20 protein-coding genes are annotated in these 25,608 nt (G+C 57.4%); 6 read left to right on the top strand and 14 right to left on the bottom strand.

Going from position 1 to position 25,608, the window contains the following annotated elements; translation table 11 throughout:
- Positions 1–2: 2 nt before the first annotated feature.
- The 5 genes from A3AY_RS0127500 to A3AY_RS0127480 form a co-directional block, all read right to left on the bottom strand.
- Positions 3–1,103 carry an NAD(P)-dependent alcohol dehydrogenase gene (locus tag A3AY_RS0127500; protein ID WP_018328893.1) on the bottom strand — a complete coding sequence of 367 codons (1,101 nt, stop codon included), beginning with the start codon at positions 1,101–1,103 and terminating at the stop codon, positions 3–5.
- Between the two features lie 64 nt (positions 1,104–1,167).
- A complete protein-coding gene (locus A3AY_RS0127495) occupies positions 1,168–2,166 on the bottom strand; it encodes an ABC transporter permease subunit (protein ID WP_018328892.1) in 999 nt (332 codons plus the stop codon).
- Between the two features lie 5 nt (positions 2,167–2,171).
- On the bottom strand, positions 2,172–3,113 hold the full coding sequence (locus A3AY_RS0127490) for an ABC transporter permease (protein ID WP_018328891.1): 942 nt from the start codon (positions 3,111–3,113) through the stop codon (positions 2,172–2,174).
- 9 nt (positions 3,114–3,122) lie between these two features.
- Positions 3,123–4,649 (bottom strand): sugar ABC transporter ATP-binding protein, encoded by a 1,527-nt coding sequence (locus A3AY_RS0127485; RefSeq protein WP_026203894.1) that lies wholly within the window; start codon positions 4,647–4,649, stop codon positions 3,123–3,125.
- A gap of 56 nt (positions 4,650–4,705) precedes the next feature.
- The gene (locus A3AY_RS0127480; RefSeq protein WP_018328889.1) at positions 4,706–5,794 is read right to left on the bottom strand and encodes an ABC transporter substrate-binding protein; all 1,089 of its coding nucleotides are present in this window, start codon (positions 5,792–5,794) and stop codon (positions 4,706–4,708) included.
- Between the two features lie 1,110 nt (positions 5,795–6,904).
- Here A3AY_RS0127480 and A3AY_RS0127475 point away from each other — a divergent pair.
- From A3AY_RS0127475 to A3AY_RS0127460, 4 genes are all read left to right on the top strand, one after another.
- Positions 6,905–8,011 (top strand): NAD(P)-dependent alcohol dehydrogenase, encoded by a 1,107-nt coding sequence (locus A3AY_RS0127475; RefSeq protein WP_026203893.1) that lies wholly within the window; start codon positions 6,905–6,907, stop codon positions 8,009–8,011.
- A 78-nt stretch (positions 8,012–8,089) separates the two neighbouring features.
- Positions 8,090–9,754, top strand: a complete 1,665-nt coding sequence (locus tag A3AY_RS0127470; RefSeq protein WP_018328886.1) for a GMC family oxidoreductase — start codon at positions 8,090–8,092, stop codon at positions 9,752–9,754.
- A 32-nt stretch (positions 9,755–9,786) separates the two neighbouring features.
- Positions 9,787–10,233 carry a hypothetical protein gene (locus tag A3AY_RS0127465; protein ID WP_018328885.1) on the top strand — a complete coding sequence of 149 codons (447 nt, stop codon included), beginning with the start codon at positions 9,787–9,789 and terminating at the stop codon, positions 10,231–10,233.
- Between the two features lie 20 nt (positions 10,234–10,253).
- A complete protein-coding gene (locus A3AY_RS0127460) occupies positions 10,254–11,129 on the top strand; it encodes an MBL fold metallo-hydrolase (protein ID WP_026203892.1) in 876 nt (291 codons plus the stop codon).
- Between the two features lie 348 nt (positions 11,130–11,477).
- Here the strand turns inward: A3AY_RS0127460 and A3AY_RS0127455 are convergent, their stop codons facing one another.
- Complete coding sequence (locus A3AY_RS0127455; protein ID WP_018328883.1) at positions 11,478–12,623, bottom strand: CaiB/BaiF CoA transferase family protein; 1,146 nt, start codon at positions 12,621–12,623, stop codon at positions 11,478–11,480.
- Positions 12,624–12,841: 218 nt separating this feature from the next.
- On the opposite strand from A3AY_RS0127455, the gene A3AY_RS0127450 reads away from it, so the two are divergent.
- Entirely contained in the window at positions 12,842–14,329 is a 1,488-nt protein-coding gene (locus tag A3AY_RS0127450) for a fumarate hydratase (protein WP_018328882.1), read from the top strand.
- 107 nt (positions 14,330–14,436) lie between these two features.
- Here the strand turns inward: A3AY_RS0127450 and A3AY_RS0127445 are convergent, their stop codons facing one another.
- Positions 14,437–15,891 carry an aldehyde dehydrogenase family protein gene (locus A3AY_RS0127445; protein WP_018328881.1) on the bottom strand — a complete coding sequence of 485 codons (1,455 nt, stop codon included), beginning with the start codon at positions 15,889–15,891 and terminating at the stop codon, positions 14,437–14,439.
- Positions 15,892–16,172: 281 nt separating this feature from the next.
- Between A3AY_RS0127445 and A3AY_RS0127440 the strand changes: the two genes are divergently transcribed.
- Positions 16,173–17,684, top strand: a complete 1,512-nt coding sequence (locus tag A3AY_RS0127440) for a citrate lyase subunit alpha (RefSeq protein ID WP_018328880.1) — start codon at positions 16,173–16,175, stop codon at positions 17,682–17,684.
- 99 nt (positions 17,685–17,783) lie between these two features.
- Here A3AY_RS0127440 and A3AY_RS0127435 read toward each other — a convergent pair whose 3' ends face one another.
- The 7 genes from A3AY_RS0127435 to A3AY_RS0127410 form a co-directional block, all read right to left on the bottom strand.
- On the bottom strand, positions 17,784–18,209 hold the full coding sequence (locus tag A3AY_RS0127435; RefSeq protein WP_210163034.1) for a c-type cytochrome: 426 nt from the start codon (positions 18,207–18,209) through the stop codon (positions 17,784–17,786).
- Positions 18,210–18,275: 66 nt separating this feature from the next.
- The gene (locus A3AY_RS40195; RefSeq protein WP_210163033.1) at positions 18,276–18,725 is read right to left on the bottom strand and encodes a GMC oxidoreductase; all 450 of its coding nucleotides are present in this window, start codon (positions 18,723–18,725) and stop codon (positions 18,276–18,278) included.
- Positions 18,722–19,990 (bottom strand): GMC family oxidoreductase, encoded by a 1,269-nt coding sequence (locus tag A3AY_RS36295; protein WP_210163032.1) that lies wholly within the window; start codon positions 19,988–19,990, stop codon positions 18,722–18,724. The genes A3AY_RS40195 and A3AY_RS36295 overlap by 4 nt, the downstream gene beginning before the upstream one ends.
- Positions 19,991–20,172: 182 nt before the next feature.
- On the bottom strand, positions 20,173–20,922 hold the full coding sequence (locus tag A3AY_RS0127425) for an SDR family oxidoreductase (protein WP_026203890.1): 750 nt from the start codon (positions 20,920–20,922) through the stop codon (positions 20,173–20,175).
- 329 nt (positions 20,923–21,251) lie between these two features.
- Positions 21,252–22,205 (bottom strand): LysR family transcriptional regulator, encoded by a 954-nt coding sequence (locus tag A3AY_RS0127420; protein WP_018328876.1) that lies wholly within the window; start codon positions 22,203–22,205, stop codon positions 21,252–21,254.
- 184 nt (positions 22,206–22,389) lie between these two features.
- On the bottom strand, positions 22,390–23,820 hold the full coding sequence (locus tag A3AY_RS0127415; RefSeq protein ID WP_026203889.1) for an aldehyde dehydrogenase family protein: 1,431 nt from the start codon (positions 23,818–23,820) through the stop codon (positions 22,390–22,392).
- A 463-nt stretch (positions 23,821–24,283) separates the two neighbouring features.
- Positions 24,284–25,453: an ABC transporter substrate-binding protein gene (locus A3AY_RS0127410; RefSeq protein WP_018328874.1), complete on the bottom strand. Its 1,170-nt coding sequence runs from the start codon at positions 25,451–25,453 to the stop codon at positions 24,284–24,286.
- Positions 25,454–25,608: the final 155 nt, after the last annotated feature.

Genomic DNA, 25,608 nt, shown 5'->3' with positions numbered 1-25,608 from the left:
TCCTAATTGAAGACGATGACGGGCTTGATCACGCGGCCAGCTTCGGCATCGGCGATGGCCTCGTTGATTTTCTCGAACGGATACTTTGTGATCAGGTTCTGGAACGGGAACAGGCCCGCCTGGTTCAGCTCGACCAGTTGGGGAATGAAGAGCTGAGGGATCTGATCTCCGAGGATGGCACCCTGAATTTTCCGGTTGAAGACCATGAGGTCCAGCGGAATTGGAATGTCCTTGCCGAGCGCGTCGAGCCCGAGGAGGACGACATGGCCCCCTGCCCGCGTGCATTTGATCGTGTTCAGGATGACGGGAATGATACCCACGGCGTCGATCGCAAAATCGGCACCGCCGCCCGTCAAGGCGTGGATCTGCTCCACGACGTCTGGGTCCCGGCCGTTGATGGCGTGGGTCGCGCCCAACGTCTTGGCCATGGCCAGACGCTGCTCGTTCAGGTCGATGATGATGATCTTGCTGCACCGCCGGACCTTGGCGGCCATCACCGCAGCCATGCCGACTGCTCCCGCGCCGAACACGGCAATGGTTTGTCCGATCTCCGGCTTCATGGCGTTGATAACGGTACCTGCTCCCGTTGCCATGCCGCAACCGAGCGGGGCCGCATTCGTCAGGTCGAAATCCTTGGGAAGCTGCGCGGCGTTGTTTTCCGTCGCCAGGATGTGGGTCGCGAAGGATGACTGGCCGACAAAGTTGCTGCCGATGCCGACCTCATCACAGAGCAAGGCCTTTTTGCCGTTCGGACGAAGCCCCGTCAGATTGTACTGGGTGTAGTTCTGGCAGTTCATCGGGTGAGAGCGCCGGCAGTCACCGCAGAAGCCACATGAACTCTGGCTGAGCGCAACGTGGTCGCCGACCCTTAACCCTTGGACGTCCGCCCCGATGGCCTCGACGATGCCAACACCTTCATGTCCCGGTATGACCGGGGCGGGAGGCCCAAAGATCCCATCCCGGAGCAACAGGTCGGTATGGCAGATGCCCGTAGCGACCGTCCGCACGAGAATTTCATTGCCTTCTGGATCCGCCAGCTCAAGTTCACGAAACTCAAGTGGAGCTTTCGGTTTTACGGCGACGGCCGCTGTTATCTTCACCATGCTTTTCTCCTGCATTTTCCCGCGTTGACGCCGGGAATGATCTATCTGGCAGATCCTGTGCGGCCTAGACGCGACCGACGCGTGCTCCGTAAATGATTGCAGCAAGAGCGATGATCCCGCCCTGGACGATAAGCTTGCCGGGCTCCTGGATGCCGAACACTGTCAACATCGCGAAGAGGAAACTGAAGGCGACGACCGCCACGAAAGGCCCCGCGACGCCACCGCGGTCGACGCCGAACGTCACCCCACCGAGAATCGTGGCGGCGAGTGCGTTCATGAACGTGTCGAAGCCGGGCTTGATCGTGCCAACGGCCAGCGCCGACACTTGAACCAGGGCGGCAATGCCCGTCAGCGTGCCCGCAAACGTATGGGAGACAAAAATCGTGCGGGCCAGGGGTATGCCTGTTATCTCCGCCGCCCTCGGATTGTCGCCGACAGCGCGGAAGTATCGCCCGAGGATCAGGAAGCGGAACGCCAGTGCGACGACAACGGAAATCCCGATCCAGACGATCACGGAGTAAGACAGGCCGTAGATGTTCCCGCTCGTCAGGACGCGAAGCCAGCTTGGTGTCGAACCCGGTGCACGGCCCGAACTCATGAATTGGACGATCCCTATGAGGATCGCCGATACGCTCAGCGTCGCGATGACCGCGGAGGCGCGGACATAGGCCACGAGGGCGCCGTTGATCAGACCGACGCCAAGGCCGATGACGATCGGCATCAGGGCCGTGACGAAGGGCGAGTAACTGTTGAGGAGCCCGGAGCTGGCGAGATAGATCGAAAAAGCAAACACGCCACTGACCGAGAGATCAATCGAACGCACCCGCATGACAAGAGATTGCGCCAGCACCGCGATACCGAGCGGCGCTGACTGTTTCAGGATCACGAACCAATAGTTCGGATTGATCAGCGTCGCACTTACCGCGGGGGCCACAGCGATCAGGATTGCGAGCACGTAATATGCTGGGGGCAAGCCGAGCACCCAGGAAAACACGCGTCTTGCGGTGAGAGTGCGGGATGGCGTCTCAATTTTCGCATCTGTTGTGGTCATCGAGAGGTCCATCTCTTTCAAAGTCCGATCGTTTTGCGACGCTGCGAGACGACGAGTGCCAGCAGCAGAAGGCCCTTCACGACCGACTGGAGGAATGCCGAGACGTTGGCGAGGTTCATCACGTTGTTCACGATGCCGAGGATAGCCGCGCCGGCGACAGTGCCGAGGATGCTGCCGATACCGCCAGCCAGGTGAACACCCCCGAGCGCTGCTGCGGTAACGGATTCAATTCCGAAGGTGGCACCCCCCTTGGGATCGCCCGAGGCAAGGCGGCCCGCGAGGAACATCCCGGCAGCGCAAGCAAATAGCGCCGACAGGATGTAGGCTTTGATGACTGTGCGCTCGACCGGGACGCCATTCATGCGGGCATTGAAGTCGTTGCCACCCGAGGCGAACAGGTAGAGGCCAAACGGTCTGCGATAAAGCAACCAGGCGGCAACGAAAGCAGCGGCGATCAGCCAGAGCAGCGAGTTTGGCACGGGCCCGACCGAACCCGCGACTGACGCCGAAAGCCATTCGGGCACCTTCCCGCCGGGGATAGGAAGTATGATAAGCGCCAATCCCTGGCCGATACCCATTGTTGCCAGGGTCATGATGATCGGATGGACGTTGAGCCTTGCTACGCCGTATCCATTCGCCAGTCCGAATGCGATCGCAACCGCAATGCAAAGCATGACACGGACAACCTCGGGCATGTCGAGTGTCATGATCGTGGTCGTCACGCTGATGATCGAACCAACGGAAACGTCCAGGCCGCCCGTCAGGATCACAAAGGTCTGGCCGAGCGCAGAAATGACAAGAACAGTAGATTGGGCCAGCAGGTTCGACAGATTCTCCGGCGCCAGGAATTCTGGAAGCAGGATGACCGAGGCGACCACCAGCACGAGTAGCGTCCCGATCGACAGCCGGATCGCACCCGCCCTATAAGGTGTCTTCAGGAACTTTGCGACGGTATTCATGTATCCTCCTCAATGAACAGCGGCGCGCGGATCGTGCGCGGAGTTCGAACCGAGTGCGGTTCCCAGGATGGTTTCCTCTGTGGCATCAAGCGCGGGCATCTGCCCGACGATCTTCTTGTCGTGAACGACCAGGATGTTGTCACAAAGCCCGATCAGCTCGGCGTGCTCGCGTGAGGAGACGATCACGGCACCGCCACGATCGGCAAAATCGCGAAGCAGCTTGTAGATTTCCGCTTTCGCGCCGACATCGACGCCACGTGTCGGCTCCTCGATGACAAGGATATCGACCCCCGATAACAGCCAACGGCCAAGAAGGACCTTTTGCTGGTTTCCGCCCGAAAGTTTGCCGACGGGCGATGCTGGGTCGGCGGCCGCAACGCGGAGCGACTTTATGACATCGTGAACCCTGGAGATGGAACGCCATGCAACGCTCGCCATGTTCCGGTTCAACTGCTTGCCAAGGGCGATGTTGTCGTAGATCGGAAGCCGAAGAAACAGGCCTTCCTGCTTGCGGTCTTCAGGAATGAAACCAATGCCGGCTGAGATCGCACTCGAAAAGCCTGAGGATACGTTCACACTGATCATGCTATCGTCGCGGCGACGCCGGACGCTCACGGCTGCGGCGGTTTCGACCCCGACGACCGCACGCATGATTTCGCGCTGCCCCTGGCCTTCAAGCCCGGCCAGTCCGATTATCTCGCCCGTGCATACGGAAAAACCGACTGGCGGGCCATGGTCATCGAGACGAAGCCCTGCCACGTCGAGCATTGGCGATCCAATGGCCTGCGCCCTCGGCGGAAAGAAATTCTGAAGCTCGCGTCCAACCATGGTTGCCACAAGCGTTTGGAGATTGAAGTCTTCTGTCCTGGCTGTCTTTGCCCAAGCCCCGTCCTTCATGACGGTGATGGTATCGCACAGTTCGAACACCTCGTTCATCCGATGCGAGATGTAGACGACAGCCTTGCCTTGTGCCTTGAGATCGCGGATGACCTTGAAGAGATGAGCGACGTCCGTCGAGTTTAGTGCCGCGGTCGGTTCATCGAAAATGAAGACATCGGCATTGGATGTCAGACCTTTGGCGATTTCCACTGCCTGCTGCTGGGCAACCGTCAGCGTTTCCACAATCGCCGTCGGGTCCAGTTGAGGGAAAACGTCGGCAAGCAGCTTGCGGGATCGCTCGACGACCTCGACCTTGTCTATCGACCCGTCGGCACGCCGCGGTTCGTGCCCAAGAAACATGTTTTCGGCGACCGTGAGATTGGGGATCAGGGTGAACTCCTGAAACACCGTCGACACCCCGGCGAGACGCGCTTCCTTGGGGGACCGGAAGATCACCTCTTCTCCTCGCAGACGGACGCGTCCAGCGGTCTGTTGATAGACGCCGGCCAGAATTCGCATCAGCGTGGATTTTCCGGCCCCGTTCTCGCCCATCAATGCGTGGACAGAGCCGCGTTCAAGCGAAAATTGAACATTCGACAGGACTTTGGTCGCGCCAAAGGACTTGTTGATGCCGACCATCTCGACAAGCATACTCATGAACACTTCCATCTGCGAGGGTGGAGAGGGCGCGCTTTGTCCGCGCCCTCCATGCGTCAGGCCTTGAAGTACTCGAGGAGCTTCTCATTCGGCATTTCTGTCGGGGCCCAGTAAGCGTCCGTGAGATCGGAGCGGTAAAACTGTGCAAGATTGTCGTCGACGATCGGCTTGGGCCGGTTGGTCCAATTGCGCTGGATCGGCTTGCCCTCGAGAAGCGCGAAGGACGCACGCAGGGCTGCCGTCGAAAGAGCCGGAGGGCAAATGGGCCCAATCGAAGAGAGCTTTTCGTCATTCCAACGACGCATCCAACCGTTCAGGGCCTCTCCCGTGATCGGTGGAATGGTGGAAGCCCCGGCTTCCTGCAGCGCGTCCAGGACCCCGAGCGACATATTTGCGCCGTCAGTCCAGACCCCGGCGACATCGGGATCAGAGAGATAGAGGCTTTCCGCTATCTTCTTTGAGTCCTCGTAGGACCAGCTGCCGTGCTGGGTTGAGGTGATTTGGAGACCGGACTTGCTGAAGACTTCCATCGCCCCGGCGTAACGATCAGCATCGATCGGATGTCCGGCGACGCCGCGCAACACCCACACCTTGCCCTGGTTGCCGAGCTTATCGACCAGAAACTGCGCCATCACCCGGCCGAAGTAGAAGTCGTCGCCCTGAACCTGCACCGTGAATTCGTCGGTATCGACGCGACCGAGATAGACGACCGTCGGAATGCCGGCGGCCTTTGCCTTCCTGATGCCTTCCACGGCCGAGCCTGTCGTAAGCGGCGCAATGATGATTGCATCTACTTTTTGTGCGATCAGATCTTCGATGTCGGCGACCTGTTTTGAGGCGTTGAGGTCGGCGCTACGGAATTGATAGTCGGCGACACGGGCCTTGTTCCTGCTGATCTCGTATTCGGCCTCGAATGCGGTTTGATAGGTGTGCGTTGAACCGGCCAGGCCATAATGGCTGTGACCGATCTTCCAGGGACCTGCCTTGGCAAACTTACCAGCTTCGACGACGGGGTTTTCCCCTTCGGACGGCCAGGTGTCGGGTAGCAGGGCGATCGCATCCTCTGCCCGCAGGATGCCCGGTATTCCGAACGCGCCAGCTGCAATCAAGGCACTGCCCGTCTGTAGGAATGTACGTCTTTTCATCGAAATTCTCCTCCTCTTGCCACCCAACGCGGCCATTTTGTCTGCGACCTGGAGCGCCGTTATCCTCCAGCCGTCGCCGAATTCTCCCCTAAACGGCAGGTCGCATCATTATGAATAAGCAGACAATCTGTCAATAAATTATCTTGAATCGAGGTTTTCGACGCTTTTTCTGTGTTTATCACATTGATTTAACAGTTCTTTTTGTCTCTTCCTGGTTCGATACAGCAATAAGACAACGCGGCCACCGTTTCCTCAGTAATGAACGCCTCGTTAGGCAACAGGCGGGATCGCGCCTCGCCGCCAAGGTTCATGGAAGTGAGGTTTCGAGCGATTCCCGCCGTACCGCCCGAAAAACGGGGCTGGTGAGGCATGAAAAAGAATGGCGTATCCTCAGTTAGAGCTTTCGCTGAGCGCGTAAAAATCAGCAATCTGCCAAGCGTGTTGCATCTTTTGACAGGCGACCATTCTATCCAAGAGGTTGACGAGCCAAGAGCGCAGAGAAGAGATTGATATCATGACGCTTGCTCTGTAATTTTACGTCTCGACGCAGTCAATCGGACCAAAGTAAGTTCTTGTGTTTGTTTGTAAAGTACTTGCCTACACTTGTTGTCGTCCGTCACAGGCAGAGTTCCGGCAACGAACGGAACGGGCTGGGAAGACAAGCCCGTTGCCGCCGTGGTCTGGAGGGAACTCGTTAGCCGGCACGATGCTATGGCCTGCGTTTCGATAAAGCGCTCAGCTCAAACCTGAGCCGCGCCGTGGAGACATGCCGGATAATTTTGTCGGAAGCCAACGACACGCGGGCACGCCGGTGCGGAGCGACGCTCTCAACGAGCGTGACTACGGTGAACTAACCGGATTGACCAAGGGAGAAAGGTGGGGCCATGACTTTACGAGTCAAAACCTTATTTTCGTCAGTCAATCTGTTAAATTTAATGAGGTTCCAATCGCAGGTGCCTCGCGAATCCTTCAATTCAGTGAACTTCACGCGGTTCCTATGATTGGCAAAGCGTTGTGCGCTATCCAGGCAACAAATTGATTGACTGATTGTCTGAACATATCCTAGGCTTTCCTGGATTTGCGTCCAAGGCGCATTGGAGGAGCAATTTAATGAAACAAGCATATGCCGCGATTTCGCGGGAGAAATCGAAACCTCTGGTCTTAGAATGCATAGGCATCGAGGAGCCACGGGCAGACGAAATCCTCGTGCGCATCGTCGCATCTGGAGTATGCCACACCGACATGGTGGTTCGAGATCAAGGGTACGACGTGCCGCAGCCCGTCGTTCTCGGCCACGAAGGTGCGGGCATCGTCGAAGCGGTGGGCAGTGGCGTCAAGGGTCTTGTCCCCGGTGACCATGTGGCCTTGAGCTACGCCTATTGCGGTAAGTGCGAGAAATGTTCGAGTGGTACGCCATACTATTGCGAGGATTTCTTTGGCAGGAATTTTCGCGGCTCACGCCCAGACGGCACCTGCCCGATCCATGATGCGCATGGCACCCAAATTAGCGGCTGTTTTTTCGAGCAGTCCTCTTTTGCAACCTACGCTATCGCTTCCGAGCGGAACGCCGTGAAGATTTCGCGGGATGTTCCACTCGAGCTGATTGGCCCACTGGGTTGCGGTCTTCAAACAGGTGCGGGCGCAGTGCTGAACTGCCTGAAACCGCAGAAGGGGTCATCAATCGCTATCTTTGGCGCGGGAGCAGTCGGCATGGCAGCGGCCATGGCCGCCAAGATCGCTGGGTGCACTAAGATCATCGTCATCGACCTCAACGACGAACGGCTTGAACTCGCCATCGAACTCGGCGCGACCCACACCGTAAACGCGCGCAAGTTGGATAGCGTCAAGGCCATCAGAGAGATCGTCCCCGCCGGCGTGGACTTCAGCCTCGAATGCACAAGTTCTCCGCGGGTGTTCCGACAGGCCGTCGATTGCCTTGGCACGCCGGGAACGTGCGGCCTGGTAGGGTCTTCGGCCCTCGGAACCGAAGGCGTTATCGACATCGGCAGCTTCCTGTTCGGGCGCACGCTGGTCGGTGTCGTGGAGGGCCAGAGCGTTCCGTCGGAGTTCGTGCCGCAATTGATCGAATACTGGCAACAGGGCCGCTTCCCATTCGACAAGCTCGTGCAGTTCTATGAACTGGACGATATCAACCAGGCGATGGCCGACTCCGAAAGCGGGAAGGTCATCAAGCCCATCCTCCGCATGAAGCATTGATGCTTCAATCTTCTATGAACGACTGACAGGGACCGGGCAGTCTGCGGACACGAGGATGCCTTTGCACTTGGAGGAGTGATGGCAAACGCGCGAGAAGAAATCGAGACGTTCGACTTCGTCGTCATTGGAGGCGGAACGTCGGGATGCGTCATCACGAATCGTCTGAGCCAAGCTGGCTTCAAGGTTTGTCTGCTAGAGGCAGGCCCTAAGGACATCAATCCGATGATCCATATCCCCGCCGGTTACATCAAGAACATCTCCAGCAAGAAGCTGACCTGGAACTTCATGTCCGAGCCGAATCCGGGCACCAACAATCGCAGTTTCTCTCTCCCGCAAGGGCGCGTGCTTGGAGGATCGAGCTCCATCAACGGCCTCAACTATGTGAGAGGCCAAGCGATCGACTACGACAACTGGTCGGCTGAAGGAAACCCAGGGTGGAGCTACAACGAGATCCTCCCATATTTCAAGCGATCGGAAAGGCGTATAGGCGACGCCGACGATCGCTATCGCGGTCGTGAGGGCGAACTACCGATCACCGATCTCGACTGGCACCATCCAGTGAGCGATGCGCTGATCGACGCCGCCGTCGAGTTGGGAATTCCCCGAAATCCAGATTACAACGGAGCAGAGCAGGACGGCGTGGGGTTCTTCCAAAGAACGATCTACAAGGGGTTCCGTCACAGTTCGGCAAGGGCCTTCCTCAGCAAGGCAATCAAACGCAACAATGTCGATGTCCGCACAAACTGCCACGCGACATCGGTTCTCTTCGAAGGCAATAAGGCTGTCGGGATCACGTATGTGCTGGGGGGGCCGGGCGGCTCACGACGGGAGGTCCGCGCTTCGCGGGAGATCATTCTAACCGCAGGCGCGCTGAACACTCCAAAGCTTCTCCAGCTTTCAGGCATCGGACCGGCTAACGTCCTCAGCCGCGCCGGGATCGAGATTTTTCATGATTTGGCGGGCGTAGGAAACAATCTCCGCGACCACTACGCGGTCCGCATGGTTGCCAAGGTCAAAGGCTCGAAGACAATCAACGACGTCGCTCAAGGACCCGCCCTGCTCGGCCAGATCGCTCGGTGGGCGCTCGGTAGACCAAGCATCCTCGCCGTCAGCCCCTCGCTCGTCCACATCTTCTGGAAATCCGATCCTGCACTCCCGCGCCCCGACCTTGAGTTCGCCTGCGCTCCGGCGAGCTTCCGCGAAGGCGTCGTCGGGCTTCTGGACAAACATCCCGGGCTAACCCTTGGAATATGGCAGGAGCGCCCAGAAAGCTTGGGCTCTTGTCACGTCAAGTCTTCAGACGTATTCGAATCTCCCGCGATCCAGCCCAACTATCTCACGCACAAGACCGACCAGAACGCGCTGATCGGAGGAATGCGGCTGGCCCGGCGACTGTTCCGCTCCCAGGCGCTCGATCGCTACATCGAAGCGGAGACATCCCCGACACCCAATTTCGAAAGCGATGACGAGTTGCTGGATTTCGCGCGTCAGAAGGGGACGACTGTCTATCACATGATCGGGACCGCACGAATGGGTCCCCGCTCCTCTCCAGGAACAGTCGTCGATGCTGAGCTTCGTGTCCACGGGGTGGCGGGCCTCCGGGTCTGCGATGCCTCGATCATGCCCTCAATGCCATCGGCCAATACGAATGCTTCCACTCTGATGATCGCGGAGAAGGCGGCCGATCTCATTCTGGGCAGAAAGTTAGCCGCGATAGTGACCCGCGCGGAGCACGCGGCATGAGGACTGCGGGGACACCGAGAAATACCATCTCGATGCGGGTTGTCGAGGTTCTGGACGAGACTACAGCCTCTTATTCACTCTCGGCGCAGCCGTGCTTCGAGAATCTTCATGGCGCGGCCAACCGCATGGCGGGCCTGCTTGTCCTGCTGGCCGTCACGAAGTCCCGGCACGTACTCGACATCGGCGTCCATCAGGCTGCAACCACGCTGTTGAGGACCGGGATCGAGGAATTCCGGGGCCTCTCTCCCACGCCTCGATCACGGCATTTCCACCGCCATCTTGGCAAGGCAGGAGGTTTTCTCGCCATCGCGATGAAGGACATCGACGCGACGTTATCAGGAGCAGTAGGTGCCCGCGACCCACTCCCTCCGCTGCGGACCGCCTGGGAGGAACTCAGAAGCGCCTCCAAATGCCTGCCGGGATTCGAAGTCGTCGATTTTGAGCATTCTTGCTGCGCGCTTCATCAAACTGCAAATTGAATTGGGATCGGGAGGATACTTTGTCAGACTACTCTATCTGGATGCTCGAATTCGCCTGGGTGCCTGACGCGCCGACCAGCTCGCTTGTTTATGGCCGCCATAACTTGGGTACGGAAAAACTTCCCTACTGCTACACGCTTCTCAGGGGCCACGGGAAGACGATCCTCCTGGACTGCGGCGTCAACTACACGTCCCATGGGAAGGAGTTTATGGACCGCTTCAACGTCCAGAACTGGTTTCCGCCCGAGGACATCCTCAACGAAGTCGGATGCTCCCCCGAGCTAGTCACAGACGTCATCCTGACGCACGCGCATTTCGACCACATGGGTGGTATGGAGCTTTTTCCCAACGCTACGTTCCATATCCAGCAAGATGAACTCGCCGCTTGGGTGTCTATCATGCTGCTGGATCGCCGCTTCCGGTGGCTGCTGACCGCGACAGACACCGGAGATATGCTCTACGCCGTCCAGTTGGCCCGCGAGGGGCGTATGCGTGGAATCGACGGCAACGTCGACAACCTTTTCCCGGGGATTGATGTGAGGGTCGCCCGCGATACCCACACCGCTGCTTCGCAGTATGTCATCATCCGCAATGACGGCAAGATATCGAGCGACGACGTCTACACCTACGCGGGCGATCTTTTGTACCGCCACGACAACATGCATGGCGGCAATCGGGAGGATCCCCTCTACCTTCCGGTCGGCCTTGCTTTCGGTAGCCAGACGAATCTGCTTTTCGCGACACACGAAATCCTGAAAACCGTCAACTTTGAAATCGAGAGAGTTCTGACACCGCATGAGCCTGAGATGACGAAGATGTATCCGAGCAGGACGACGAAGAACGGACATTATCTAATCGAAGTTGCGCTCGCAGAGGGTCAACAGTCTTACGTATAAAGCACGCCCTCCCAAGGCGACGCGGGGTGGGGCCGCCAATGACAAGGCGGTCTCACCCGATAAAATTGCACATCGCAGAAATCGAATTTTTGAGAGCGCTTTGTTGTCATGTCCTACGGCTTCTCGGGAGTCTGTCATCGGGTTGCCAGCGCATTCTGAAAAGCGGATGCGGGGTCTGATCGTGATGCCCACGTCCGGATAGGGGCCGCGCGTCAGGATCGGTTAGTTGGCCGTTTGCGGGTGCAGTCGATAGGGCGTTCGCGTCAAAGCTTTCTGGTCGCTCACATGAGGCAGTGCCACAAGCTTGAAACGCGCAGTTCGGGATCAGCTCGCCGATACAGATCGGGGCTACGTCATTATAATCGCTTTTTCGCCCGAAAACTCGGCGCGAATTGCTGAGCCGTGCTCGTCTATCGCAGGGACACGGCCAAACCGAGGGCTCTCCCCGTTCACCGTCGCCCCCGGAGCAAAGAGGCGCACTGGACCCGTCGGCGTGTCAGCGTCGACGAAACGGTTTTGGGGATGGTGAGCAATGTCTTCCATGGAACTCACTCGACCATTTGCGATCCCTGCCAGGTCAAGCTTCGAGATGAGTTCTTCGCGGTTGTAGCGTGAAATTGCATCATTGATGATCGCGTCCAGGTCCCCGCGGTTCGCGACACGCGAAGAATTGTTCATAAACCGCACATCTTTAGCAACGCCCACATCGTTCAAAACATGCTCGCAGAAATTGAGCCACTCACGCTCGTTTTGAATAGAGAACAGGACGTGTCGCTTGTCACCACCCGCATACGCACCATAAGGGGCAATCGTCGGATGGCTCAACCCCGCACGGTCGGGGGAGACGCCTCCGTAATTGTATTGCATATAGGGGACGTTCATCCAGTCAGCGAGCGAGTGGAACAGGCTAACGCTGATATGCCTGCCCTCTCCGGATTTCTGCCGAGCGTAAAGTGCCTGCAGAACCGCTTGATGCGCCGTCATGCCGCACGCTATGTCACAGACAGAGACCCCGACCCGTGCGGAGCCGTGAGTGTTACCGGTGATCGCGGAGAGACCGCTCTCCGCCTGAACCAACAGGTCATAGGCCTTTCGGTTGCGGTACGGCCCCTCATCACCGTAACCCGAGATCGAAACGGTGATAAGGGAAGGACGGCGTGCGCGCATCCGGCCCGCTCCAAAACCGAGTCTGTCGATTGCGCCTGGCGCCAGATTCTGAATGAAGACGTCCGCCTCGTCGATGATTTTCTGCATAACCATCTTGTCGCCAGGTTCCCTGAGGTCGAGGGCGATCGATTCCTTCCCACGATTAAGCCATACAAAGTATGCGCTTTCTCCATGGACGAGATGGTCATAGTGCCTTGCGAAGTCGCCTTCGCGACGCTCGACCTTGATGACGCGTGCGCCGGCCTCTGCCAATTTCCCAGAAAGGTAGGGGGCTGCCACCGCCTGCTCCAACGAGACTACCAAAATACCCTCAAGATCACAGGACATGCGCGCTCCTCCGGCTCCACTTGCCTGAACATGCCTAAGACCGACATCAAGTGGAAATAACCAGATTGTTGAGAGCCTATAGTTATATTCTATGCCAATCCGGGAGCGCGGCAGGATATTGTAAAACAAGACGCCACTGTTCGGGCCACGGGCATCTTAATACCTAGCTGTAATGGCAACGGAAGGCGCGCAGTCGCACGGAGTGGGAGAATTCCGAAGTGCACATCATTCGTGAGGCCGATCTGATCGACAGTATTGCGGACGCGCTACAATTTATTTCCTACTATCATCCCGGCGATTTCGTCACGGCACTGACAGCAGCGTACGAGGGCGAGTCGAGCGCAGCAGCACGCAACGCCATCCGGCAGATACTGGTAAACTCCCGGATGGCGGCGATCGGCCATCGACCGATGTGCCAAGACACCGGCAGCGCTAACATTTTTATCGATGTGGGCGTCGAGGCGCGAACCGACTGGAAGCGCTCGTTGCAGGAGATGGCTGACGAAGCTACTCGGCGCGCGTACCGTTTAAATGCCAATCCTCTTCGAGCATCGATAGTTTCCGATCCGCTCGGTATGCGCAAAAACACAGGGGATAATACCCCTGCCATGCTCCAAACCCAACTGGTAGCGGGAGACGAGGTTTCGGTAACTGTCTCGGCGAAGGGTGGCGGCTCGGAGAACAAAGCGAGGTTCACGGTGCTGAACCCTTCGGATTCGGTGGCCGATTGGGTCGTCGAAACTGTGAAGAAGCTGGGGGCTGGCTGGTGTCCTCCGGGAATTCTCGGCATCGGAGTGGGAGGGACTGTGGACAAGGCGATGGTGATGGCCAAACGGGTCCTCAACGATCCGATCGACATATTCGAATTGAAAGCCCGCGGTGCGGCCACCGCTGAGGAAGCGTTGCGGCTCGAACTCTTTGACAAAATTAACGCGCTGGGTATCGGCGCGCAAGGCTTAGGCGGATTGGTCACCGTTCTCGACGTCAAGGTCGAAACCTTTCCGACACATGCCGCGTCCCTGCCGGTCGCGCTGATACCGAATTGTGCGGCCACTCGTCATGTGCATTTCGTCCTCGACGGATCCGGCCCGGCGCGCCTGGTCCCACCACCATTGTCGCTTTGGCCGAAATTCAACGACCTCGACAGACCGATGGGGCGGCCAATCGATCTCGACAATCTTGACGCAGAGGTCTTGACTGAGGTTCGACCGGGCGAGGTTCTGTTGCTGTCGGGGACGCTTTTCACCGGTCGCGACGCCGCGCACAAACGCATGGTTCAGGCAATCTCCAACGGGCAACCTCTACCCGTCGATCTCGCTGGCCGCGCGATCTACTATGTCGGTCCTGTCGATGCTGTAGACGGCGAGGTGATAGGTCCGGCCGGTCCTACGACATCAACGCGCATGGACATGTTCACACCCCCTTTGCTTGCCGCTAGCGGATTGAAGATCATGATCGGGAAAGCCGAGCGCGGACAGGTAGCCATAGATGCGATACGCGAACATGGTGCCCTTTATCTCGTCGCGGTTGGCGGAGCCGCCTATCTCGTTGCAAAGGCCATCAAGGCCGCTAAAGTCATCGCCTACGAAGATCTGGGGATGGAAGCCATTTATCAGATTGAAGTGCGCGATATGCCGGTTATCGTCGGCGTGGATTCACGCGGCAACTCGATCCATGAAATCGGCCCGAGGCAGTGGGCGCGTTAATTGCTTAGGTTTATTTTACGACCGGCACGGGGAGTCGCAGGCATATTGTTTTGCTTGCCTGCCCTGCACCATCGGGCGCAAAGCTTTATAGCCGACTGACGACAAGTTTAGCCGTGATTATCGACGATGGTTTTGATTGTCGAGAATTCGTGCAGCGCTGCAAACCCCTTCTCTCGACCATGGCCGGATTTTCGATATCCTCCGAAGGGCAGCTCCACCCCTCCGCCAGCGCCGTATCCATTGATGAAGACTTGCCCGCATTTGAGTTTCTTTGCGACCCGTTTCTGACGTCCACCATCGGCGGTCCAAATCGACGCGACCAGACCGTATTCCGTGCAGTTGGCGATTTCGATGGCGGAGGCCTCGTCGTCAAAAGGAATCATGCACAAGACAGGTCCGAAGACCTCTTCTTGAGCGATCCTGGAATATGGGTCGCAAGGTCCAAAGAGCGCGGGCGCAACGTAGTAACCGTCGGTCGGTACGCCCGGGCGTATTCCGCCACGCGCCAGCAACGGGGCATCCGCTTCCGCGATATAGCTTTCCACCCGCTTTTTCTGCCTAACGGAAATGAGTGGGCCAAGAATTGAATCTTCGCCTGAATCGGACGCCTGGATCGCTTCGAAGCGAGCTTTGAGTTCGACTGCGACTTGATCATACACGCCCCTCTGCACCAGCACTCGCGCACCGGCTGAACAGGTTTGGCCGCCATTTTGAATGATGGCATTGACGAGCACGGGCAGTGCCGCATCAAGGTTAGCATCGTCGAACACGATCTGCGGCGATTTACCGCCAAGCTCTAATGTGCACCCAATAAAATTGCGGGCCGCCATAGTCTGGATCTGAACGCCCACCTCAGGCGAGCCTGTGAAAGCAATGAAGTCGATATTCCTGCTCGAGGACAGTGCGGCTCCGGCGACCAGACCGCGTCCCGTGACGATGTTGACCGCTCCGGCCGGAAAGCCGACTTCGACCGCCATCTCGCCGATACGCAGTGCCGTAAGGCAAGCATCCTCGGCAGGCTTTAGAACCGTTGCATTGCCCATTGCGAGCGACGGGGCCACGGAGCGCCCGAACATTTGGGCGGGATAGTTCCAAGGAATAATATGCCCTGTTACGCCATGCGGCTCGCGATGGACCTCTACATTGTAGCCATTCAGGAAGGGGATCACCTCACCATGTACCTTGTCGGCAGCGGAACCATAAAACTCGAAATATCGGGCGGTGACGATCATATCGGCCAGAGCCTGCTTGATCGGTTTGCCGTTGTCGCGGGATTCGAGACGCGCAAGGGACTCGCTCTCAGAAAGGATCCGGCGCGATAATTCCAGCAACAACCGCCCGCGCTCGGTGGCAGTAGCTTTTGACCATTCACCTCCGTCGAACGCTGCACGGGCCGCCATGATCGCACGCTCTACATCCTCAGCGCTGCTGTCTGCGATCGTCGTAAAAATCGCTCCGTCGATCGGCGAAACGACATCGATCTCCCGCCCACCGGAGGCGGGAAGCCACTTGTTTCCGATAAGGTTCATTGCCTTGGGAAGGATCAGGTCGGTGTTTGCCATAGTAAATTCCTTGCTACGGATTCAAACTAAGTTCTGCTGTCCTGCGTCGCAAATACATCATGCTGAGGCCGGCTATAGTTTCCTCCTATACCTTTCATACCCATTCTTTCGTGGCGGTTACCAAACTGCTACGTGCTGGACCACATTCGTTGGCTTTGGCGGCAAGGGCTGGTCCGGACAAACGGGCACACAGTGACGTGCCGAATCTTTCAAAGAAGAGAGGCACGGCTGCTGCGGCAGAGGAATGGTTAAACAGAGTTTATCAGCACCGCGAGATACCCATGCCCAATACATCAAGACTACGTCTGATCCGCTGGCCGATCGCATCGCCTCTAGGCGCGCTTTTTCCGGTGACTGAGCCAGATGCCGACGTCAGAGAAGGCAAGCAGAGGGACCGTAGCAACTCTTGCATAAGTCTCCGCACTCTTGAGGCTGCATTTGATGCTTTCTCCATCACGCATGGTCAGACACTCTCCTTCCACCATCATTATCGCGAGGGGGACCGGCTGCTGAACGCTGTTCTTTCGATCGCGAGCCGGCGCCGCATCAAGGGGCTGACAATTGCGGCGAGTTCCATTTTTGATACTCACGCGCCGTTGGCCGCATTAATCGAGGACGGCACCGTCGCGAACGTCATCACGGATTATATTCGGGGGCCAGCCGCGGAGGTGATCCGCGCGGGCAGGCTCCAGGGCATTGCCCTGCTTCAATCGCACGGGGGTAGAGCGCGAGCGATCTCGTCTCATCAGCTCAAAATTGACGTCGCATTCGTTGGCGCCTCGGTCGCAACCCGTGACGGAAACGCGACCGGCAGGATCGGGGCCGCTGCCTGTGGCCCACTCGGATATGCAGCAGTCGATGCCGCTTACGCGCGCGCCACGATCGTGGTCGCTCATGAACTGAGAAACGCCCCGTTGGTGCTCATCGACATCCCCGCTCATTTCGTTGATGCTGTTTTGCAATACGACAACCCCGGTGTAGTGAGCGGGATTTCGTCGGGCACGACAATACCATCCTTGTCACCAACTGCTCGAAAGATTGCGAGTCTAACGGCTGATCTCATAGAAGCCTCTGGGATGCTTAAGCAGGGCATTTCACTCCAAAGCGGTGCGGGGGGATGTTCGCTAGCCGCAGTGCCGATTATTGGAGAACGAATGTCACAGTCCGGTGTTTGTGGATCTTTCATGTCAGGGGGGATTACCGGCGCCCATGTCGCGATGCTCAAGAGTGGACTTTTTGAGGAGATCAGGGACGTTCAATGTTTTGATAGCGCCGCAGTAGCGTCGTCGGCTTCGCACGCAAGACATCGAATGATGAGCGCTGCCGAGTATGCAAGCCCAATCCATCCCTCACCGGTCGTCAACGGGCTTACCGTTATGCTGCTAGGCGCAGCGGAGGTCGACTGCGCCTTCAACGTTAACGTCGTCAACGGTGCGAACGGGCGCATTCTTGGTGGACCGGGCGGACATCCGGATACCGCCCAGGGTGCCAAGTTGAGCATCGTCACCACAGAGCTCACGGGAGGCGGCTTCGCAAAGATCGTACCCTCCGCGAGGACTGTCTGCACGCAGGGCGAACACATTGATGCAGTCGTGACTGAAGTCGGGATTGCTGTGAATCCCGCGCGACAAGATCTCGTTGAGGACCTGCGCCGGTCCGGTCTGCCTCTGTTCGATATCGAAGCTTTGCAAAAAATGGCTGAAGATCTCGCCACTTCCAAACCCGTACCGATGGCGGAGGCCCCGACACTTTTCCTTGAGCATAGAGACGGCCGGATACTGGACTGGGCCTGATAAACACACGGGAAAAATTGCGGCCCGCACGCCCATATAACCAATCCGAACAAACTTCCGTTTGTTAATGCTTCGCGGGTGCGGCGGCGCCGGCTTGCCTTATTTCCTGGTCGTTGCCACGTTTGCGAGATATTCCGCGATGTCGGCTGCCCCGTTGGGGAGCGCGAAGGGCATTTTGCTGGTATGACCTGGCCCGAGCTGCACGCTCAGGAACTCGTTGGGGTTGACGACAAACGCGGTAAGGGATTCCTTCGACCAAACTTGACCGCTCTTGTGGAGGGCTTGAAGTCCATCACTGTATTCATAATTCGGTGCGCTTCCGGCAAGGCGACCGATCACCTCGAAGAGGTTCGGACCGGCTCGCCCGCCCTTGCGGATCGTCGCGCCATCATCGCCTTGGAGCCTATGGCACGCGAGACAGTTTCTGAACAACTTTTCCCCCTTTGCAGTATCTCCGGCGAATGCCGGGCCAGACCCCAATAATATCGCCAGGCCGATCCATCGCGACCATGCAGACTTCGTCACCAAAGTGTATCTCCTTGTGGAAGGAAAGCCGCATGAGACCCCGCGTCCCTGCGGCTTCTCTCGGGTCTATGCCGACTTGACCATCATGTCTCCGCACTTCCACCCGATCATCATCGACGGGCAATTTGTGTTGGATGTCGTGATGGACGGCATGATTGAGGCGTCGGCGACGCGCAGGCCCTCAATACCGTAGACGCGCAATTCAGGATCGACCACGGCGCCATCGCCGACGCCCATGCGGCATGTCGAAGTTGGATGGAAGAAAGTATTCACCGACTTGGCGAGATATTGCCGCATCTCCGCATCGTTCAGCTTGCCACTCACTGGCACGAGAGCCTCGCGCTTGCGGACATCCTTGTAAGCGTCGCTATTGCCGATTTCACGGGCGAGCTCCGTCGACCACTTGTACGCTCTCCAGTCTTGCTCTTCCTTGAGGTAGTTGGCTTCAATTATTGGTGCATCCATGGCGTCTGCCGATCGGAGCTTAAGCCAGCCTCGTGAATGAGGACGGTTCACGCCGGACAGAACGCAATAGCCATCCGTGTAATCGAGCTTGTGTCCGGTCGAGGCGAAGGGAACCGAGACATAGAGGACTGTCGTATCTGGTGCCGCCAAACGGCTGTCGGAGCGCTCCCACATGTAGCTTCGGAATGATTATAGTTCGACACCGGCAACGGTCCTTTGGTTTCCCAGTTCGGTCCTGCGCCGAGAATATGGTCCTGGAGACCAACGCCGACCTGGAGGTCGGCAACCGTCTCGATCCCGAGCGACTTTAGATCAGCGGCGATGCCAATCCCCGAAAGCATGAGCAGTTTTGGCGTGTCAATTGCTCCTGCGGACACCACGACCTCACGCGACACGTTGACCGTCACGGGCGTCTCATCATGCAAGTAGGTCACGCCCGTGCACTTGGTGCCAGTGAAATTAATCTTGATGACAGGCGCCTCCACCAGGATTGTAACGTTCTTTTGCTCGCGAATTGGATAAAGAAACGAAACGGCGGATGACTGGCGGCGTTGATCCTTGATATTGAAATCGACCCATGCCTGGCCAGACATGCGGTCTGAATTGATGCTCTTCGTTTCCACGTATCCAAGATCTGCGCAAGCATTCATGAACGCCTGAGCGCCCGGATGCTTCCTGCCATCCGCAGGCTGAGAGACAAATAAGGGGCCGCTTTCCCCGCGATTTTCACCGCCAGGCTCGTAAGTCTCCAACGCCATGAAATGGGGCAGCACATCTTTGAACGACCAGCCGGTGTTGCCCTCGTAGGCCCAACTATCATAGTCGGAGGAATGGCCACGGGCAAAAATCATGGCATTCAGACAGGACGTTCCGCCAAGGACATTCCCGCGCGGCCAGAGATGCGTACGATTGTCCGCATACTTCTGGTGGGTGGTTTCAAACCACTTCGTTGCGTCCGTGCCCAGCGCCGCAGCCCACAATCGACTATCGTGGACCTCCTCGAGATCGTCGGCTCGTCCAGCTTCGAGGACTAATACACTTGCGCCGCCCTTTGCAAGCTGATGCGCACAGGCAGCACCTGCAGATCCCGAACCGATAACAATATAATCGTATGTTCCCTCAGGTTTCGCGGCCGTCCTCGTTGATTGAGCGATCGCATTACCCGACCACGACGTTGCGAGTGCACCGGCGAGCCCGGCCGTGACACCCAACGCCACGGCTTTTTTCATGAAGTCGCGACGGCTCAATGTACCGCGATTGTAGTCGACAACGGCCCGCTCTAACTGGCCGTCCCGTGTGGATTTGAAGTACGACATCATTTACCTCCCGAAGATGTCCTGTGTTCATGTTCCGAACAGCAATATCCTGCCCACCCAGAGGCGCGGGCGCCCTTGGAGAGTGTTAGATCCGTTGTGTCTTGTGTTTTGCTTGGTCAGCTGCGCTCGCAGCCTTACGTTCGACACTTCGCCTGCGTCTGAGCCGTTATGATGCCTGGTCTCTAAATTGTTCTGCCACCATCAACCTCCAAGATGACGCCGGTTATGAACGAGGCTTCGTCGGATGCCAGATATAGTGCAGCATTTGCCATGTCCTCCGGCTCACAAAGACGGCCGAGCGGAATTGAGGCAAGGAACTTAGATCGGTTCTCGGGCGTGTCCGGCAAGCCCATAAACGTCTCCAGCAGAGCCGTTGCGCCCATGACTGGGGCCAATCCGCAAACCCTGATTCCATCGGGCGCTAGCTCGACAGCCAGCGTCTTCGTCATGGCGTTCACAGCTCCTTTTGAGCTGTTGTACCAACTCAGCCCCGGACGAGGGCGGATACCGGCGGTGCTCCCCACGTTGATCATCACACCGCCGCCGATTGTTCGCCAATGCGGAACAACCGCCTTTGTCGCATGGAATATGGAATCGACATTAATTTCGTAGACCCGCTTGAATGCTGCGAACTCCACCTCCATCAGAGGCTGGTTCTTGTGACTCCAACCTGCATTGTTCACCACAATGTCGACTTTTCCGAAACGGTCGATCACTGCTGCAACCGCTTCGGCAACTTCATCGCCGTTCGATACGTCACATCTCACGGCCATCGCCGAATCGCCGATATCCGCCGCAACGACCTGAGCTGCCGGACTGTTGAGATCAACGATCGCGACGTTCGCCCCTTCGGTTGCAAAACGGCGAGCGATAGCTCTGCCGAATCCCGATGCCGCGCCGGTCACCAATGCTGTCTTATTTTTTAAACGCATGTTCTCTATCCGGGTTCGTTGCGAGCCATTGCCGGCAACCGCATCAAATTATCTTCTCAAGCGTGACTCCGCCTTCCGAGTGCAGAGCAAAAGCCTTTGGCGAAGCGGCTGCCTGTATCGAGCCCGAGCTCGTGACGTTCGGCCTACCGCCAGCCGATGTCGCAATTACTAGAGGATACGATCGCTCGAGCCTTGTGCTCAAAGCCAAGATATGTGCCCGAGGCTACCTCCCCCTCGACCCACAAGCCTCCGCCTAGGACCGAAAACTAGACCAAGAATGGGATACCCGACAATTAGAGTATGATAATATCCGATATAGGCAGAGGCTATTACCCTTCGAGCAAAGCACCGGTGTCCAGCGTTCCGCGCCAAATATTTCGTTCGACCAGTTCGCGTACTACGTCGATTGTGGCTTTCTCGACGACTGCCGATGCCTTTGTCCGCATCCGTTTCGGGTTTCTGACAAGATAAACCGGTCGCGATATAACCGGATCCACCAGTGGGGCGCCGATCAATTCTCCACGCGTCTCGCTATCGTTGGCTGCGGCAGGTGCGAGGATAGTGCACGCGCTGCCCCGGGAAACGAGCGACTTGATCTGGGAAAGAGAGTCCATCTCCACGACGATATTGAGCGTGACACCAGCCTGCTTGCAGTGCTGATCGATCAGCATGCGCAAGCCATGCGATTTCGAGGGTAGGACCAGTTCGATGTTTTGGATGCTGGAGAGGGTCACCGGTTGAGCCAGGCTGCTATCGAAAGGCCACAGATCCGGCGCGGCATAAAAATAGAGGTTCTCATGAAGCAGAGTCTTCACCTCAGCATTAACCAGCCCGCTCGTCTCGTAAAGAAGCGCTAGATCAATTGTTTCCTCCTCCAGCCACTCCTTGATGAACCCGCTCATAGCGTCCACCGCACGAAGCCTGATGTCTGGATATTCGAGCCTGATCGTTTCTGCCAAAGGAACGGACAGCACCATCGAGGCGGACGAAGGAAACCCGAAAATGACGGGGCCGGACGGGTTTCGTCCGGCCTCGCGGACCTCGTTCGTGGCCACCTCGACAGCATGGAGGATCTGACCGGCATGCAGGAGCAGGATTTCCCCCGCTTCGTTCAACGTCACCCCCCGCGGAGAACGCACGAAGAGTTCGGTCCCCAGACGGTGCTCCAGATTCTTCATCTGAACCGACAGTGACGGCTGAGCCATGCCGAGCGCTTCGGCAGCTGCCGCGATGGATCGCTTTTCCGCAATCGCGATCAGATATTTTAGTTGACGAACGTCCACAACTGCCTCCCAAGTCCGCTATTGATTTCTCTTAAGTCAATAACGCCGCGTCGGCCAGTAATCGTGTGTGTCGCCAAGCCACCTGAATAGCCTGTGACCAGACTGTCGCTTTACCAAGACGAGAGGAAGCCAACTGGGTCGCCTCCCGTCAAAGCCCTCTTTGCCTGCGCGGCTGGAGGAGAATTCACTTCCTGAACATGTATGTCTTGGCGTTGGTAAACTCTTCGAGACCTTCCCGTCCGTTTTCGACTCCCATTCCAGACTGCTTGTGGCCGCCGAAGGGGATGTCGATGCCGTGAATGTGGATTTCGTTGACCCAGACCGTACCCGCCTCGATGCGATGGGCCACGCGGATCGCTTCATCACGATCAGGTCCCCACACCGATGCCGCCAGACCAAACTCGGTATTGTTAGCGTCCTGAATGACTTCGTCGAGATCGCTCCATGAAATGATCGGAAGGATCGGACCAAAGGGTTCTTCACGAACGATGCGGCTGTCGCGCGGGGGGTTGTCGACGATGGTGATGGGAACGAAATTGCCGGGGAGGCTTTCATCAACCGTTCCGCCGAGGGGGACCTTGTAACCCTTGGACTTTACGTCTGCGAACAGGTTCAGAAGCTTATTGTACTGCATTCTGTTTTGAATCGGCCCTAGATCAGTCCTAGGATCCATGCCGTTTCCGACGACTTTCGCAGAGGCGTATTCCACGAAGTCACTCAGAAAGCCCTTGTAGAGAGACTCATGGACGTAGAGACGCTTGATCGCGATGCACCATTGGCCAGAGTTGCCGAAGGCCGCATCGAACAAGGTCGGTATCAGCGTCTTGTAGTCCGTGCCTGGCATGACGATCGCAGGATCGTTTCCGCCGAGCTCTAGCGTGACGCGCTTCAAGTTCGAAAGCGCGGCGGCCGCCATGACTTTCTTGCCCGTGGCCGTCGAGCCTGTGAACGATATTTTCGACACGGAGGGATGATCCGTCAGCCAGACGCCTTGTTCGTTGCCGCCCGATACGACGTTGACGACGCCCTTCGGGAAGATTTTCTGCGCGATTTCACCGCAACGGAGAGTACCCAACGGGGTGAAGGGAGAAGGTTTGATAACAATGGTGTTGCCGGTGATCAGACACGGCGCCAGCTTCCAGAGGCCGAGCAAGATCGGGAAGTTCCACGGCGTGATCGCACCGACGACGCCGAGCGGCGAACGCACGATTTTGACGACATGATCTGGAGTATCCTCAATGATCTCTTCGTGGAGTGCGCGCTTGGCAACCTCACGCACCCAGAAGATCGCATAGTCCACCTCGGTTGTGGCCATGGAATGCCGCGGCTTGCCTTGCTCTGTCGTCAGCAGCGTGATGATGCTTTCCTTGTTGGCTTCCAGTGCATCCGCATAGGCCGTTATGTAATTCCGACGTTCCTCCCAGCTTAAGGCGGCCCAGCCGGGCTGGGCCTGCTTTGCCGCCGCGATAGCATCGTCCACCTGATCGCGCGACGCTTCGGGCGCATTCGCGACGATGGCGCCGGTTGCCGGATTGTGAACCTCGAATGTGTTCTGCGCGTCAACAAGTTGACCGCCAATGGTCATCAGGTAAGGACCATCGAAGTCGATCTTCAACTGGTTTGTGTATGTGTGAGTATTCATGCCTCTTCTCCCCTTTTTCACAATACTTCAATTCGTGGATCATTGTCAGATCTCGTAGCGAACGCGCGGCGCGCGCGCATGCAGCGCAACTATCGCCGGATCAGCAGACCAGACATGCTTTGTTGCGAGCGGTAGCTGAGCCCCATCCCTATCAGAAACGAGGAAAGCTTTAGAAGCCGATGGTCGATGCGCCATATCCCTCAGAACCGCCCTGAAGCGAGCTCCCAATGATCGCCAGGTCAGCCACCGCAGTGACGAGACTAGCATGTGACACACCGACAAAATCTCCACCAGCGACAGCAAGCGGAAGCATGCCGATCACGAAGGCAGACAGACCTTGGTATGGGTTAAACCCAGACCCGGAATTCTGATTGGAAAGTCTTTCTAGTGGATCTCGGCGCCCCAGACAGCTGGAGCGCCGCATAACAAGAGGCGTTTATTTAGCGGAAGCGGCGAGTGGGTCGGCCGGGCGAAGAAAATAACCGTCGGCGCGCTCGCTCGGGAACCATGTTGCTATGCCGGGCTGGATATAGTCCGTAGAGTCTACGGAGCAGTCTTCGGGCAGGCTCTTCACATAATCTTCCGCTGACACGCGGTAGACTGGCCGAAGGATTGACTGAATGATCGGTCCCTGCCCTTGAAGCGTACGGATAACCGCGTTAAACCCCAACTCCATCTCGTCACCCGGAGGCCATATCTGGAAGGCATGGCTGATCCAGCCGGGATGCTGCTTCAGGTAGCAGGCTGCCCCAGCGGAACCAGCCAACGAAATAGGCATGACGTCGCGTCCAGACTGCAGAACAGCCTTCAAGATACCCGTCTCTTGGGAACCTTGCGCGATGATGCCATCGATCTCGCCTGGATGGGTGGCGAGAAACTTCTGTACTTCGGTCTGCGCGACCTGATCAGTCCAGTTGCCGAAAACCTGACCGGCCAACTTTGCGTCGGGAAATTCGCTTAACGCACGTTTTGCACCGGTGTCGAAGCTCTCGGACGAGGCCGCGCCGGCGATGCCGGATACGAGCAAGAAACTGCCCTTGCTGCCAACCTCCTCGATCAGTGCTTTCGCGATTTCATAACCGCCTTGAGCGTAATTCGCAGAGGCGCTCAGAGCCTTGTCGGATGTCAGATAACCGGAATACGAAAAAACGACGGCGCCGTTCTTGTAGGCATACTCGACAGCGCCATTCAGAGCTACCGGATTTGAACAGCAAACAATGATTGCGTTGGCACCTTGATCGACCAGCTGGCGTATCTGCTGGATTTGGACAGCGTCCTTGAGGTCAGACTGCATTACCATCACTTCGCTGACCAAACCGGCCTTCTTGTACTCCGGCAGCAGCTTCGCCATAAGACGTTTCATGCCTTCGGCGCGCCAGGTATTGCCAGAGTAAGAGCTGGCGTATCCGATCTTCCACGGAGGGCCGTTCTTGGGCTTGTAGTCCCTGTAGGCGGACCCGCCGATCGGCTGCTCCGGATCTACTCCGACATAGGCTTCCTGAAGATCTGCCGGAAGTTGGCTGACTGCCGAGGATTTATCCTCGGACAGAGCAGGCGTCGCAAAGCTGGCAGTCGTCAGTGTAGCAACGAAAATAAGGCCTTTCATCAAGTCTAACACGGTTGTCCTCCCTCTACCGTAATATCCGGTGTCGAGAATGCCTCGACCGCGTCAGCTAGGGGAGCCACGTCGATCATATCGTAGCTATACGATCTAGCTATATCCTATTGATGCCGATGCACGTTACAGTGCTGACTATGTCA

The sequence above is a fragment of the Rhizobium giardinii bv. giardinii H152 genome (assembly GCF_000379605.1).
GTDB classification, from domain to species: domain Bacteria; phylum Pseudomonadota; class Alphaproteobacteria; order Rhizobiales; family Rhizobiaceae; genus Pararhizobium; species Pararhizobium giardinii.
Note: the sequence above shows the minus strand (reverse complement) of the source record. Positions and strands in the feature narration are given on the sequence as shown.